The following is a 14,156-nucleotide window of genomic DNA, read 5'->3' as shown; positions in this document are numbered from 1 at the left end:
CCCCTTAATTTTCATAAACAAATAACTTATATGAACAAACTAGTTACTAGTTTACTTTTGTTTTTATTGATTTCCCCATTATTACATATGGAACATCATCTTTACTTGGATGAAATGGTTCCGATACATTTACCCAATCTAATTTTTTATATAAAGAACGCGCTTTTTCATTGTTTATTTGTGTTGTTAAAACGCTCGTTCTATTTGTAACCCCTTCTAATAATCCATTATGTAATTTCGTCCCAAGACCCTCATTTCGATATTCTGGGTGCACTGCTAACTCTACAAATTCAAAACAATCTTCTAACCAATGGTCCATTTGTTCCAAATTCAATGCTTCTCTCATTAATTGATTATAGTACTGGCCTTCCAATGAACGATAACCATAAGTAAAACCAATAGCTTCATTTTCATCATTTATTGCTACTACTCCTTTAAAATCTGTATACTCCATATGCCTTGTAATTCTTTCTACCATTTCATCAAAATTTGTTTTATCAAATACTTTACAATATAGTTTTGCGATATTAATAATTAAGGCTTCATCTTTTCGTATAGGTAATATTGTCATTTTCCCACTCCTATTTTTAGCGACCGAATTCACTAACTTTTACTAATAATTATAAAATAAAGAATTTTTCGGTTTCTTTTTTTATAATATACTATTATTCATTATAAGTGGTTGATTATTTTCATTTTAGCAAGTGACATATCAGCGATATTTTATGTCTATTCCGTATTGGTTTTAGCAAGTTCGTTTGCAAACTTGTTAGCACTTTTTTATAAAATTTGTATAATGCTTCACAAAATAGGAATCCGTTTTGATCAATCTTTTTCAAAATGGATTCCTTTTGTCTCTTATCAATATTCAAATGTTACAGTAGTACCATTAAAACCATCAAAACAACTAGAGCAACGACCACAACCGCCACAGCGACGAGCATCACCTTCAATATAGTAATATGGATATTGGTTTTGCTGGTCCCAATACACAATATTTCCAGCATGTTGTTCATTCATTAAGCGCCTTCTGTACCATAATCTTCAATTGTTAACTTTACATTATATTTAATTGGTGTCTTACTAAACACTTTATCCCAATCCTTTTCAACTTTCTTCCATACTTTTGGATACTCGATTTTCAAACTAGTATTAAAGCCAGCAACATCAGTTTTATATTCCTTTTGAATTTTTTGTAATGTATGCTTCACTAATCGCTTCACTTCTTGCTCCGCAGATTGCTCTACTCTTTTGAGAAATGTATTTTTAAAAGCTTCCTCTGACTCAGACCAGCTTTCGGATAACCTTCCCACAGACTGTACATTGACATCGAAAGATATTTTATCCCCTTTGACATGGGGCGTAATTTTACTTTTTATAGATTTCACTTCATACATCACTAATTTTTTCGTCTTTTCATCATAACTTTTCACCAAACCACTTTTCCCTTTTGCAGTTATCCACATTAAACCTTCTAATTCATTCTCGTTCAAAAAGCCACGAAGTTTTTTTGTGCTCCCTTTCATAACAGCAGCACCTACATATTTCACTTCTCCGTTTATAGAAATCACATTTGGTAAAAGAAAACTCGCCCCAGATTTCACTTTTCCTGGTAGTTTTGCAAGTGGCATCGGCGGTAAAATTCGTGAGGATCTATATTGATTATCCTCGATTTCAATTAATCGAAATGCTGGAATTTCCCCAGGTTCTTTTGATTTTAACGCATCACTAGCTAGCCCTTTACTAACCATAATAAAGCAACTCGGTCTCATCTCATTATCACGAACGTAGATGTCCAATAACTGCGTTAAATTATATGTTCGGGCGATACTTTCGCTAACAACTATTACTTTCGTGTGATGAAAAATGATAGGCCTTTGCCTTCTTAATGCAACTTCACGTATTGATTGATGAAGAGAATCTCCTGTTTCTGCAACATTCATATAAGCTTTTTGTTGTGATACTCCACCTTTGCCTCCGTCTGATGATGATTGTGCTTTAACAAATTGATAGGTGGTTGTTATTAAATTCTTCTTTTTATATCCGCCGCCCTTTTCTTCAATTTCTTTCTCAATCTTCGTTTCTTTTTCTTTATTTATTGCTAAACCTACGGCGAAACCTAACTCTTCAATTTCATGACTACTCCAGCATCCTGTAAGTAATAAGAGAACAACAATTGATGTTACCCCTATAAAAATTTTTCTATTTTTAATACTTTGATTCATGCCTGTTTTTCCTCCCCTTCGCTATCATAAGGAGAAGAAACGGGAGAATACCAAATAATATTATCGCTGCGTTACTAATCAAATTTCCAAATTCAAATAACTCATTTATGTTTTTCGGAATTTCAGCAACGATATATATTACTGGAAGTAATCCATACAAAAAGGAATGAATATTTTTATTAAAGAGCTGCGCTAACCCTAAAGCAGCTGCATAATAGCAAATTGTATATGTTGCAAAGATTTGCATAATCCATATCACTAGTAACAAAGATTCAAACCGTTCAAAAATTAAGCCCTGAATTTCAAAACTTCTCATAAGGTCAATTGTAGGCCATGTTCTCACCAATACACCATCGATAGAAAACGCTCCTATAACCATTACAACTGTAATAACATAAAAAAGTAAAGGAATCGTAGTGCCAATTATAACAACTTTTACACCTTGAGACGGTTTCTTCATAAATGCTAAAAGTAACAACATAATTTCTGCTCCCGAATATGCCATAGTTGTTGTTTTTAGACCTTTTAATGCCGGAATAATCCCTAATCCTAATACAGGACGAAGATTATCGAGTTCAAATATTCCAATACTCATAAAGGATGTAACTAAGAAAATAAAAACTGTAATTGGAAAAATAATTTCAAACAAACGTGCTATCGCATTTATTCCGCCTAAATTTAAATACAGACATATCCACATGAACGGCATAATAATAGCCCAGTCAGGCGTACCTTCTAGTAAAAAGAAACTTGTTATACCTTTCAACGATCTAAGCTCAAATGACGAAAGTGTTAAAAAGTAACCGATAATCAATAAACTAATTACCACCCCAAGCCATTTCCCTACAAGTTCCTGGCTATATTGATAAAATGTTTTTTTCGGAAATTGTTGACTTAACTTCACGATAATTATGCCTGCAACTATCGCAATTAATCCTCCTAAAATAACCGTTATCCAAACATCAGGGGTTTGTACTTTCTCAGCTGCTGTTCTAGGTAAAGTGAGAATTCCGATAGCAAGTATATAATTGATAAGAATAACAGCTGCTTGTGAAGTAGGAATTTTGTCCTTTGAGTTCGTAATCACTCCTCTTCACTTCCTTTCCGTACATAGTCTTTTAAATTCAACATTTTTGGACGCCGTTTCATCATCTGAATTGGCATACGAACGATAAAATCCTTCCAATCAGTAAATTGATATAAGACAGCCGGGCTAGCATAAGGTACACCAAAACTTTTAAGCCTTGCAATATGACTGCATATACATAGGAAAAATAGAATAACTCCATATAATCCGAATATCGCAGCGAAAAACATAGCTACAAAGCGAAGAATACGTAATGGGATTGCTGTACTATAATGAGAAAGTGCAAAAGAAGAAATAGCTGTGGCCGCCACAACAATTACCATGATTGGACTCACAATTCCAGCTGATACAGCTGCTTGCCCAATGATTAATCCTCCTACAATTCCCATCGCTGAACCAATCGGCTTAGGTAGTCGTAATCCTGCTTCTCGTAAAATTTCAATCGCAATCTCCATAAATAATCCTTCTATAATTGCAGGAAACGGAACGCCTTCTCGCCCTCCTATAATTGAAATGGCTAACTTAGTTGGAATCAATCCAGGATGGAATGAAATAAATGAAATGTACAGAGCGGGAGCAAATAGAGAAATAATGGCTGTTCCAAAGCGCAATAAGCGAATCAGTGTACCTGGTATCCAACGCTCATAATAATCTTCAGGCGATTGCATCATCATACTAAATGTAACTGGAACAATTAATGCAAAAGGTGTTCCATCCAATAAAATTGCAACCCTTCCTTCCATTAATGCCGCGATAACTTTATCAGGACGTTCCGTACTCTGTACTTGCGGGAAAGGACTAAGATAATTATCTTCAATAAGTTGTTCTATATAACCTGACTCTGGCACATTATCAATGTTAATTTTCTCAATTCTCTTCTTAACTTCTTCTACTAATTCTGGATCAGCAATCTCTTTCATAAAGGCAACAACCAAGTCTTTCTTAGCCCGTTCTCCTACATGAAATTTCACTAATGATAATCCTTCATTTTCACCGTGTAACCGCAACAAAGCCGTATTGTCCGACAAAACTTCTGTGAAACCTACCCGTGGACCCCTAACCGATCCCTCTGATATTGGCTCTTCAACATTACGTGTTTTTCCTTTTTTTGTATTAATTATTAATACATCTGATAATCCATCAATTAATAATGCCGTTGAACCCATTAACACTTTTGGCATCATTTTTTGGATAGATTGTACTTCATCGACTCCACTAATAGAAAGAACCCGATTTCTAATAAACTCTTTTGAAATATTTTCTTTCACATTAGATGATTCATCTTTATACTCATCAAAAAAATTACACATTAATGATTTCAAAATGTGCGTATCAATAAGATCTTTATCTGAAAGCCCTTCTACAAAAACAAGAACTGCTCGGATGCTAGTCCCGCCGATATTAAACTCTCGACAATACACGTCCGAATTATCAAGAACTTCTTTTTTTATCACCTCTAAATCTAAGTTGAAATCACCTGTAAAATATGCTTCAGGAACTTCAGTAGGCTCATCTTCATATGTATTACTTTGATCTTTACTTTGATTAACCATTGAATCTTGAGCTTTCACCTTCATCACTCTTTCCCCAAAAAATCTTCTTATACCACTCTTCCTTACATATCAATATTTGTTTTCACTTGAATGTAGTTCGTTATATTATTCTTTTTCTAATGCGCGAATCCAACTGAAAAATCTTGAAATTATATATGGAATGAAAAGTACGATAAAGGCTTGTATAAAAACTTTCCACTCAGGTATATAAGAAACAATCGTGTCCCACATTTTTATCATCCTATAACAATACATAATTTTAGAAATTCCTCACTCAATTGGAATTTCTTATGAATTATTATGTCTGATAAGAAAAATTTTGATGCACTTAAAACCTCATGTTACATTTCCTCTATATTTTTCGTTGCATATTCAAAATGGTCATTCTTTATCAGACAAACAAAAAAGAAGGTTGCCTAAAAATCAGTTTTACTGACCTTATCGGCAACCTTCTTTTATAAAGTATCTTCTTTTTGTAATTGCTTTTCTTCTTTCCAAAGCTTTCCTGGCCAAAAAGCGAAGCGTCCTAAAACAACCGTAATTGCAGGCACCAGTAGTTGTCTTACAATAAACGTATCTAGTAATACGCCGATTGCAGTCACAATACCAAATTGAACAAGAACTTGAATTGGAAGTGTACCTAACACCGCAAATGTTCCTGCTAAAATTAAACCAGCTGATGTAATTACACTACCTGTTTGGATAACACCACTTTTTACTGCATCCAAGTGATTTTGTTTCTTTCTATTTTCCCATATTTCTGAAACCATAAAGATATTATAATCTTCACCTAAAGCAACTAAAAATACGAATGCATATAATGGTATCGCTCCTTGTATTGCGGGAGCCCCCATACCGAAATGCAGTAAGACCCAGCCTGCTCCTAATGCTGAGAAAAATGATAAAACGACAGTTACAATTAAATAAATCATCGCAACAATTGATCGTAAGTAAACTAGTAGTAATAAAGCTATAATACTAATCATTACTGGAATAATAACTGCTTCATCACGTTCCGTAATTTGTTTTGTGTCATATAGTGACGCTGTTTCTCCACCAATCCATACTAGATCTTCAACATTATTAATCTCAGCATCTTTTAATACTTTTTCTACACTACTTTTCAATTTAGGGATTTGATCTACTGCTTCAATTGAGTAAGGATTTTCCGCTAAAGAAACTTCATACATTTTAATTTGATTATTATCTTTACCCTCTTTTGGCTCTTTTACTGTATTTACGAAAGAAAACTTCTCTAGTTCTTGTTTAATAGGAAGATCTTTTCCTTTCGCATCAACAACAATTTTTACAGGTGCTAATTCACCAGCTGAAAAATGATCACTAATTAACGTAAACCCTTCGCGTGAAGGCATATCTTTCGGAAATGACTCTAATAAATCGTATGTGTATTGAATACGTGGTACAAACGAAGCCAATCCTCCTAATAGAAATACGGTCAGCATAATAATTGTCCACGGTTTACGTACAACGATATCCCCAAGTTTTTTACTAAAGAATCCTTTAGTATTTTTTACTTTTACTACTTTCTTTTTCTTTCTTGTAAACTCCTCATTCATTGAAGTCGTTCTCGGTATAAACGGGTAGAATGCAATTCTACCAAAAATTAATAATAATGCTGGTAAAATCGTTAAAGCTGCAATCCCCATAATGAAAACAGCTACGCTAAATGGTACTGCAAATCTATGAAAGGCACCATAATGAGCAAGTAATAATGTTCCTAATCCAAGTACGACAGTTAATGCACTCATTATAATTGCTCCGCCAGATGATTTAATCGCGAGTTGCAATGCTTTATATTTACTTTCTTCTTCTAACAAGTACTCTCTATATCTCGAAATTAAAAATAGACAATAGTCCGTTCCAGCGCCAAATAATAAAACTGTCATAATTGATATTGCCTGTGCATCTACTTTAATCCATCCATGATCGGCTAAAAAACCAAGTGTCGGACTAATAATTCCGTACGCAAAACCAACAACAAGTAAAGGTAAAATTGCTAAAATTGGAGAGCGATACAATAAAATTAATAAAACCAATACAAGTAATACAGTAACAACTAATAATTTCACATCTGCTTGACTAAATAAACTAACCGCATCCGTTTGAATACCTACAGGTCCAGATAATCGAACATGTAAACCAGAGTCACTTATTTTTTGTTTAAATGGATCTACATCCACCTTACTATTCACTATTTTTCTTAAATCTTCAAGATTTCCTTTTAATATATCCGTTCCAGCTGATTTATTAAAGAATACCGGTGTAACAAATGATGTACCATCTTTTGATGCACTTTTTGATAATACTTGCTCTGGGATTGTATCAAATGGCGGTAACGTTGATTGTTCTTTTAAAGGACTAGCTTTTAACTCTTTATAAACGTCCTGTATTAGTTTATAGTCTTTTGACTGTAATCCACTATCTCTATACCATACTACTAACAACGGATTTCCTGCATTATTAGGAAACTCTTTTTTCATAACTGCTTCCGCTTGCTGTGACATTGCTGTTTCGGGTAAATTTTTCGGATTCGGTTCTTTCGTACTGTTTACTTGTGGTAATGTAAATGAAAGTACTAATGTAATAAGAATCCAAACCGATAAAGTTATCCATTGCGTATGCTTCCCTGCTACAAGCCTCCCTAACATATGTAACGGGTGCTTTTTCATAAAAACCCACCTTCCTTTTCCCCTCCATTATTAATTATATATACTGGTTAGTTAATTAATCAAGAATGTTTAAAAATTATGCTATAATTAACTCAATAATAAATGTCAGGAGCGAATGTAGTTGGAACAAAAACAACGTCCTCTCGGAAGGCCTCGTCAAAATAAAAATACAAAATCTACAAAAGAACTGATTTTAGAAGTTGCAACTCGGTTATTTCTTACTCAAAATTATCAAGTCGTTTCAATGGATGAGGTCGCGAAAGAATGCGGTGTTACAAAAGCAACCGTCTACTATTATTATTCAACAAAAGCCGATTTATTTACCGCTACTATGATTCAAATGATGATACGTATACGAGAGAATATGTCTCAAATACTCTCTACAAATAAAACTTTAAAAGAAAGATTATTGGACTTCGCTAAAGTCTACTTACACGCAACGTTAGATATTGATATGAAGAATTTTATGAAAGATGCAAAACTATCGTTATCTGAAGAACAATTGAAAGATTTAAAAAATGCCGAAGATAACATGTATGAAGTATTGGAAAAAGCACTCGATAACGCTATTAACCTTGGAGAAATACCTAAAGGAAATCCTAAATTTTCTGCCCACGCTTTCGTAGCCTTATTATCAATGGGGAATTTTAAGGATGAGAATCACAATCCTATTACTACAAATATAGATGAATTAGCAAAACAAATCGTTTCTTTTTATTGGAATGGGTTAAGTCATTAATATAGAATATATCCGTTCTAATAAAAGAGCATGTTTGAAATTACTTCAAACATGCTCTTTTATAATTTATTTAAGAGTTCTATTTATATAATAGTAATTAGATTATCCTTTAGCATTATTTAACAAAGAATTCTTATCTTCACCTTCTACAACTTTTGAATTTGTGCATGTATATTCTCCTTGCTTAATCCACCATGATAACAAACTACAGATTCGATATCTAGATTTAAATACTTCCCTAAAGACTGTTGTGCTTCCTTTACATTCAAAGTAGTTGGGGCATGAACTCCTCCTAACTTTCCATTCACACTATACATAGAGTCCCCAGCGATAAGAGTTTTACTTTGTTTCAAATATAAACTGATATGACCCGGAGTGTGTCCTGGAGTATGGAGAATACGAATGCCACCACAATACGAAAGTTCTTGCCCATCAATCACAGTATCACTCACTTTTCCTTTTGGTGGATTCTTTACATTTCCATCTTTCAATAAAGGTAAATCCCCTTCAATATATGGCTTATCTAGCTCGTGTGCATAAACCTTAATATCGCTCATACCGTTCTTCAGTAACTCAGGCAGACTTCCTATATGATCTATATCCTGATGCGTCAAAATCACGACCTTTAGCTTATCAAATGATACCCCAATCTTCTCCATCTCTACTTGTATATCTCTAAATTGTCCAGGAAAACCAGTATCTATTAAAACTGCCATTTCATCATCCCATAAAAGAATTGGGTGAATAATATACTCTTGAAATTCAAGATGTAGCATTTCTACTCCCTTAGCAATCTCCATAAATCTATCCTCCTTTAAAATTATAAAATAGATGCAAGTAAATTGAACATTTAAAGCCACACTATCGTTTCATATGTTTTATCATCCCAATCGAGAATGCTTCAAATCCGATAGACTCATAGTAAGATTGCAATTTTTCTACACACATAAGTTGGGGAATAACCTTGTTTTGTTCACAATGCTGTATTAATCGTTCCACCATTTCTTTTCCAATGCCAATAGACTGATATTCTGGCAATACACATACACCGCAAATAACGCCTGTTATTACTCCCTCGGATATAACACGCCCCATTCCTATTAATTTGTGCTCCTTAAATGCATATATCACATACCAACTTTGTTTACACATTTGTTCTAATTCATTAACCGTTAATTTAAGAGAATTCCATCCTAACGATTCATATAAAGCTAATAATTCATTGAAATCTGTAGGGTGTTCAATCGTGTAGCGTATACTATTTTTCATTTAAATACTCCCTATTCTCCAGTTTGTTTGTATTCCATAAAACTATCCTATAAAAAATTCTGACCGACATGAAACTAACTAGAACAGTACTTCAATATAAAGAATGGAATTCCTTCTCTACAAAAAGGACCTATACAGCTTCTAAAGAATAATGTAAGGAAATAATATGTTAGGAGGAAATTGTATTGATTTATGTATTAAGACATGGAGAAACTGATTTAAATAAGAAAAAGAAGGTATCTCACCATTGAGAATTACCTTCTTTTTTATAAATCTATCATTATATTATCAACCAAAAATCATACAGCTACATACGATAAGAACAAACAAAACTAATAAACTATTTGAGAAATAACCCATAGAATACTACCCCTTTATTTAATTATGTAAAAGATTTTATCATAAAATTATTCACAGCATAACAACTGAAAAAGACATTGCATTCATTAGTTAAATATATTTAGTAATATTTTATTTCTGGTCATATTCGCCTACCCAAAAATCACTTCTTATACTCTTTATTTCAGTTCTTATAGTTCTCAAAACAATATTATAGTAATTTTTTATTTACTATAATCAATTGAATCATTTGATTAATCATTAAAATAGTAATAAAATAATGACTAAATTCATAAAGGAAGAGAAAACAATGGCCCATAACGAATTATTAAACGAATACATAAATTTATTATTAAATATGTCCGGTACTTTTAAATTACTATCGGAGAAATCCTCTGAGTTTACACATTTAGAGCAACACGTAGTGGAGTATATCGCCCAGCAAAAAGTGCCTGTAAATTTAAAAATGATTGCTAGTTATTTAAATATCCCTAAGCAACAATTAAGTGTAACAGTACGTAACTTAGAACTAAACGGATATATTGTAAAAAAGCAAGATACGGTAGACAAAAGAGCTGTATTAATTTTTCTGACAGAAAAAGCTGAAAAGGTGCATTATGAGAGGTGGAAACAAATTTATAATAATTTCACAGTTAATCTCGAAAAATTATCTGAAGAAGATCAACGGGATTTAACTTACGGACTATATAAAACAAATAGAATACTTTCAAAAATGTTAAATAACGACTAAATATATTGTTTATTATTAAACGGAGGATATTTCATGGTTAAAGAAATAGATATACATTCAGTACAAGGCACTATGCTTATTCCCCTATGGGGACGGGCGTATGGAAGTGAGAAAAATAAGGATATTTTAGATGATTCAGAGGCTATTCGGATTATAAAAGAATGCGACTTTAATTTCTCTAAAATACAGGATACATTTGGTGAATACGGCTGTATTACTTACATTACCCGTGCACGAAAAATTGACGATACGATAAAACAATTTATAACAAAACATCCGAATGCTACTATTGTAAATATTGGTTCTGGACTAGACACTACTTTTTCAAGAATTGATAATGGTACAATCCATTGGTACAACCTTGATTTACCCGATGCAATCTCTTTTCGAAAAACGTTAATTGAAGATACACCGAGAAATATAAGTATTGCTAAATCATTTTTTGATACTTCTTGGTTTGGCGATATACAATATAATCCGAATGACGGTATTCTTTTTATATCAGCAGGTGTGTTTTATTACTTTAAAGAGGAGGAACTAAAAGAGGTAATAGTTGCTATGTCGAAACACTTCCCTGGAGGAGAGTTATATTTTGATGCTGAATCAAAATTCGCACTGAATCTTTCGAATGCTACTGTAAAAAAATCTGGTAATAACGGCGCGATGATGCATTTTTATGTAAACAATCCAAAATCAATAGAAAAATGGTCTTCTAACATAAAAGTATTAAGCTGCTCTCCTTTCTTTAAAGGTATACCTACAAATAAAGATTGGGATGGTAGTACGCGTATAATGATTCGAATTGTAAACTTAATAAAGATATTGAAGTTTGTTCATTTGCGGTTCAAAAAATAATAAATAAAGAAGACCTCAATAAACTTATATTTAGGTCATAGATGTTAAACTTAATAAAATCAAAGGCAGGAACATATTTGATATGTACAAAATATTCCTGCCTTTTTATTATGGAGGTACCGATACATAGCCATCTAGCTAAGATTTTGAAGTACTTCAAAAACAAAAATTTCATCTCAACACAGTTTTCTATGATAATCGAGTGCATTTTTTCGTTTTGGAGAACGATGAGTTTCTTAACTTGCTGGCGATGGGGTATCGCCAGCATTTTTGAAGAAAAACACGCTAAGCAAAAAAATACAATAAGCTGCCCATATGGACAGCTCATTTACATAATTCTCGTTCTCGGTAGTAAACAGTATCTAAAATTCTATAAAGAATCCCCTCCAGTTGGTTATTCCGAAGGAGATTCTTTATTTATTCTGGAGGAGGTATATTTCGAGAAATATCTTTATAAGTATTAGCTTCATTTATTTGCTGATTTAAACTCTTATCTACTTTAGTAGGTGTTTGATTTTTATTCTTTCGAATACTCCATATTGAGTATCCAACAATGAGTACACAGCAAGACCAAAATACAATCATAAACCAGCTCATATGGCACCTCCTTTATTTATAAGTTATTCCTCTATTAACAATACACTTCCTGTTGTATATTGTATTCATGTGAGGTTAACATAACGCATCATATTTCCAAAACCGTTTATACTAAAACTGTAACTTTAAGTTACAGTTCATGAAGCGTTGCTTGTATGACTTAGTTTCTTTTGTATAACAAGTAGTTAGCCTAACTGAGCTAGCTACTTTGTTGTGCAAAATGTAGTTTTTATTAGGTATTTGCACCTCAATGAATAACTCACATATATTATTATGTGTGCCACACTACTCTCTGAGGGCCCACCTTACTGAGAGCACTACTTGAAGGTGCTCTTTTCAGTTTTTCCTGAATAAATCCCGAAATTCTGTATATACTTTGAATACGCCAATCTGTAACAATTGATTTTTCCTCCAAAACGGGGCAGATAGCTTTTGCTAGCTGCTCTTTTGTTTGAGATTAAAAAAGCGTTTTTGTAATAAAATTCAACATTCCTAAACAGCACGCATACAATATTATGAGTATTCTTTTTCAATATTAGTTTTGGCAGAGATCGCCCTGGAAAGCGCTCTTTATATTTGTTAATAAATAACCATTTTGCTCAAACATACTCACGGTTTGTATAAGCAACGCATATATTTACATAGACAAGACATAGCTTTTTATTATACATGCGCAATTCTTGTGCGTGTTTTTTTTCAATACAATAACTATTTTGTTCACATTATTCCAAAACATGTATATACTGTGGTATACGATATGCGATAGCATTTACACGGCCCCCTTATAGGGCTTTTTTTATTTTTATTCGGTATCAAATAACGCTTTTATATGAAAGTCGTACACATTTTTGACACATCAACTATCACAATTACTTGAAAACTCGTGATAATATTAATTCGTCGAATACGCCAAATTCCGACACTGTACGACAATAATATCTCTCCTATTAGATCCCTGTCCCCACAGGGATTTTCTCTTTTATTCATTACTTTTTGTTGCACTGAATTCCCATCCTGATTAAAATTCAAAATTGGTCTTATTTTACTCCTGTCGATCCAAACCCGTTATTGCCTCTTTCACTATCCGAAGTCCCTCTTTCAATTACATGAGCTTGCATAATTGCCTCTTTAGGTACTTCAATGTTATCAACTAGCACACCAACTTCTCATCTAAAACCACTATCCACAGTTCCAATAACCACGCGTAACTTTGTATCACACGTCATAGCACTATGCCTCCTAATCCAAATGCATTATCTCTTCTAAGGTTCTATCCGAAATATAAGTGGTAATAATTTGTATCTTTCCGTATTTCTTTTTAGCCATTCCTATAGCTTCGCCCTCAGACCCCGCCTCAAACCAACAAAGCTTCCACTTCTCATCTTTGTCGTAAAACTCTCTTGAGTACGTCATAACGCTATTACGTTGCAAGAACCTCTCCGACGTACTTTTTGCTGCATAGTCAAAACTTCCCACAACATCCTCAAGCGTTAGTTGTTTCATGCCCCTAACCCCATTGGACGAGATTTAATCTTGTTCTTATCCGCTTGATCCATGATTAAAGCTGCAATTTCTAACTGATGTCTTCCCAGCTCTACTACAATTTCAATGAAGCTTTTATCTTCTTCCCACATTTTTTGGAATCGAATCACTTCACTCTCATCGAATAACAAGTCCAAATCTTCTAAAGCCACATACATGTTACGACGCGATTTCTTCATGTATTTCCTTTGCTGTGCTGCGATTGTGTAATTCTCCTTTTCCAAATCCGTCCCAAGTCTCGGCATCCCATTTCACCGCTTCCCTAACTAATTGCTCTTTCGTCATCTTTAATTTCCCCTGCATCCTCTTTGTAGTTTTTATTTTTCTGAATATATCAATTTTCAATTAAATTAAGAAAAAAAACCATAAAAACAAGGCTTCTAGGAAAAATTTGCTACCGATAATGATAGGTTATGTAAACTTTATTTTTATTTTTAAAACGAATTGGTTAATTGATTTGGATCATTTTAATAAAATATTGAATACTATGAAACTATAATCTATAGGTT

General features: G+C 33.2%; 15 protein-coding genes and 1 pseudogene. 3 read left to right on the top strand and 13 right to left on the bottom strand.

What is annotated here, in order from left to right:
* Positions 1-46: 46 nt before the first annotated feature.
* The 6 genes from MR065_RS19890 to MR065_RS19865 form a co-directional block, all read right to left on the bottom strand.
* Positions 47-571 (bottom strand): GNAT family N-acetyltransferase, encoded by a 525-nt coding sequence (locus MR065_RS19890; RefSeq protein ID WP_242214844.1) that lies wholly within the window; start codon positions 569-571, stop codon positions 47-49.
* A gap of 290 nt (positions 572-861) precedes the next feature.
* Positions 862-1,020, bottom strand: coding sequence for a heterocycloanthracin/sonorensin family bacteriocin (locus MR065_RS19885; RefSeq protein ID WP_242214843.1), 159 nt, complete (start codon positions 1,018-1,020; stop codon positions 862-864).
* A complete protein-coding gene (locus MR065_RS19880) occupies positions 1,020-2,225 on the bottom strand; it encodes a Ger(x)C family spore germination protein (protein ID WP_242214842.1) in 1,206 nt (401 codons plus the stop codon). The genes MR065_RS19885 and MR065_RS19880 overlap by 1 nt, the downstream gene beginning before the upstream one ends.
* Entirely contained in the window at positions 2,209-3,312 is a 1,104-nt protein-coding gene (locus MR065_RS19875) for a spore germination protein (RefSeq protein ID WP_242214841.1), read from the bottom strand. The genes MR065_RS19880 and MR065_RS19875 overlap by 17 nt, the downstream gene beginning before the upstream one ends.
* Positions 3,309-4,889 (bottom strand): spore germination protein, encoded by a 1,581-nt coding sequence (locus tag MR065_RS19870; RefSeq protein WP_242214840.1) that lies wholly within the window; start codon positions 4,887-4,889, stop codon positions 3,309-3,311. Before MR065_RS19870 ends, MR065_RS19875 begins: the two co-directional genes overlap by 4 nt.
* Positions 4,890-5,320: 431 nt before the next feature.
* Entirely contained in the window at positions 5,321-7,555 is a 2,235-nt protein-coding gene (locus MR065_RS19865) for an MMPL family transporter (protein WP_242214839.1), read from the bottom strand.
* 121 nt (positions 7,556-7,676) lie between these two features.
* Between MR065_RS19865 and MR065_RS19860 the strand changes: the two genes are divergently transcribed.
* The gene (locus tag MR065_RS19860; RefSeq protein ID WP_242214838.1) at positions 7,677-8,294 is read left to right on the top strand and encodes a TetR/AcrR family transcriptional regulator; all 618 of its coding nucleotides are present in this window, start codon (positions 7,677-7,679) and stop codon (positions 8,292-8,294) included.
* Positions 8,295-8,440: 146 nt separating this feature from the next.
* On the opposite strand, the gene MR065_RS19855 is transcribed toward MR065_RS19860, so the two are convergent.
* Positions 8,441-9,094: an MBL fold metallo-hydrolase gene (locus tag MR065_RS19855; protein ID WP_242214837.1), complete on the bottom strand. Its 654-nt coding sequence runs from the start codon at positions 9,092-9,094 to the stop codon at positions 8,441-8,443.
* 61 nt (positions 9,095-9,155) lie between these two features.
* Entirely contained in the window at positions 9,156-9,563 is a 408-nt protein-coding gene (locus MR065_RS19850) for a GNAT family N-acetyltransferase (RefSeq protein WP_242214836.1), read from the bottom strand.
* A gap of 649 nt (positions 9,564-10,212) precedes the next feature.
* On the opposite strand from MR065_RS19850, the gene MR065_RS19845 reads away from it, so the two are divergent.
* Both MR065_RS19845 and MR065_RS19840 read left to right on the top strand, forming a co-directional pair.
* Positions 10,213-10,653: a MarR family winged helix-turn-helix transcriptional regulator gene (locus MR065_RS19845; protein WP_242214835.1), complete on the top strand. Its 441-nt coding sequence runs from the start codon at positions 10,213-10,215 to the stop codon at positions 10,651-10,653.
* Positions 10,654-10,686: 33 nt separating this feature from the next.
* Positions 10,687-11,508: a class I SAM-dependent methyltransferase gene (locus tag MR065_RS19840; protein ID WP_242214834.1), complete on the top strand. Its 822-nt coding sequence runs from the start codon at positions 10,687-10,689 to the stop codon at positions 11,506-11,508.
* Positions 11,509-11,925: 417 nt separating this feature from the next.
* Here MR065_RS19840 and MR065_RS19835 read toward each other — a convergent pair whose 3' ends face one another.
* The 5 genes and pseudogenes from MR065_RS19835 to MR065_RS27495 form a co-directional block, all read right to left on the bottom strand.
* Positions 11,926-12,105: a hypothetical protein gene (locus tag MR065_RS19835; RefSeq protein WP_242214833.1), complete on the bottom strand. Its 180-nt coding sequence runs from the start codon at positions 12,103-12,105 to the stop codon at positions 11,926-11,928.
* A gap of 1,037 nt (positions 12,106-13,142) precedes the next feature.
* Positions 13,143-13,349 (bottom strand): annotated as a pseudogene (locus tag MR065_RS19830) (dUTP diphosphatase); the annotation flags it as partial.
* Entirely contained in the window at positions 13,345-13,608 is a 264-nt protein-coding gene (locus tag MR065_RS19825) for a hypothetical protein (protein ID WP_242214832.1), read from the bottom strand. The gene MR065_RS19825 and the pseudogene MR065_RS19830, both read right to left, overlap by 5 nt.
* Entirely contained in the window at positions 13,605-13,826 is a 222-nt protein-coding gene (locus MR065_RS19820) for a helix-turn-helix domain containing protein (RefSeq protein WP_277927481.1), read from the bottom strand. The genes MR065_RS19825 and MR065_RS19820 overlap by 4 nt, the downstream gene beginning before the upstream one ends.
* The gene (locus tag MR065_RS27495) at positions 13,807-13,932 is read right to left on the bottom strand and encodes a hypothetical protein (protein ID WP_277927480.1); all 126 of its coding nucleotides are present in this window, start codon (positions 13,930-13,932) and stop codon (positions 13,807-13,809) included. Before MR065_RS27495 ends, MR065_RS19820 begins: the two co-directional genes overlap by 20 nt.
* Between the last annotated feature and the right edge of the window lie 224 nt (positions 13,933-14,156).

The organism is Bacillus cereus group sp. BfR-BA-01383 (assembly GCF_022663495.1).
Classification (GTDB): domain Bacteria; phylum Bacillota; class Bacilli; order Bacillales; family Bacillaceae_G; genus Bacillus_A; species Bacillus_A cereus_AU.
The sequence above is the reverse complement of the archived record's forward strand: the minus strand, read 5'-3'. Positions and strand labels throughout refer to the sequence as shown.

What these genes read in the sequence shown, in the direction of transcription:
- MR065_RS19890 (WP_242214844.1), bottom strand. Translation starts at nt 571, where the DNA reads ATGACAATATTACCTATACGAAAAGATGAAGCCTTAATTATTAATATC.
- MR065_RS19885 (WP_242214843.1), bottom strand. Translation starts at nt 1,020, where the DNA reads ATGAATGAACAACATGCTGGAAATATTGTGTATTGGGACCAGCAAAAC.
- MR065_RS19880 (WP_242214842.1), bottom strand. Translation starts at nt 2,225, where the DNA reads ATGAATCAAAGTATTAAAAATAGAAAAATTTTTATAGGGGTAACATCA.
- MR065_RS19870 (WP_242214840.1), bottom strand. Translation starts at nt 4,889, where the DNA reads ATGAAGGTGAAAGCTCAAGATTCAATGGTTAATCAAAGTAAAGATCAA.
- MR065_RS19865 (WP_242214839.1), bottom strand. Translation starts at nt 7,555, where the DNA reads ATGAAAAAGCACCCGTTACATATGTTAGGGAGGCTTGTAGCAGGGAAG.
- MR065_RS19855 (WP_242214837.1), bottom strand. Translation starts at nt 9,094, where the DNA reads ATGGAGATTGCTAAGGGAGTAGAAATGCTACATCTTGAATTTCAAGAG.
- MR065_RS19850 (WP_242214836.1), bottom strand. Translation starts at nt 9,563, where the DNA reads ATGAAAAATAGTATACGCTACACGATTGAACACCCTACAGATTTCAAT.
- MR065_RS19845 (WP_242214835.1), top strand. Translation starts at nt 10,213, where the DNA reads ATGGCCCATAACGAATTATTAAACGAATACATAAATTTATTATTAAAT.
- MR065_RS19840 (WP_242214834.1), top strand. Translation starts at nt 10,687, where the DNA reads ATGGTTAAAGAAATAGATATACATTCAGTACAAGGCACTATGCTTATT.
- MR065_RS19835 (WP_242214833.1), bottom strand. Translation starts at nt 12,105, where the DNA reads ATGAGCTGGTTTATGATTGTATTTTGGTCTTGCTGTGTACTCATTGTT.
- MR065_RS19825 (WP_242214832.1), bottom strand. Translation starts at nt 13,608, where the DNA reads ATGAAACAACTAACGCTTGAGGATGTTGTGGGAAGTTTTGACTATGCA.
- MR065_RS19820 (WP_277927481.1), bottom strand. Translation starts at nt 13,826, where the DNA reads ATGAAGAAATCGCGTCGTAACATGTATGTGGCTTTAGAAGATTTGGAC.
- MR065_RS27495 (WP_277927480.1), bottom strand. Translation starts at nt 13,932, where the DNA reads ATGACGAAAGAGCAATTAGTTAGGGAAGCGGTGAAATGGGATGCCGAG.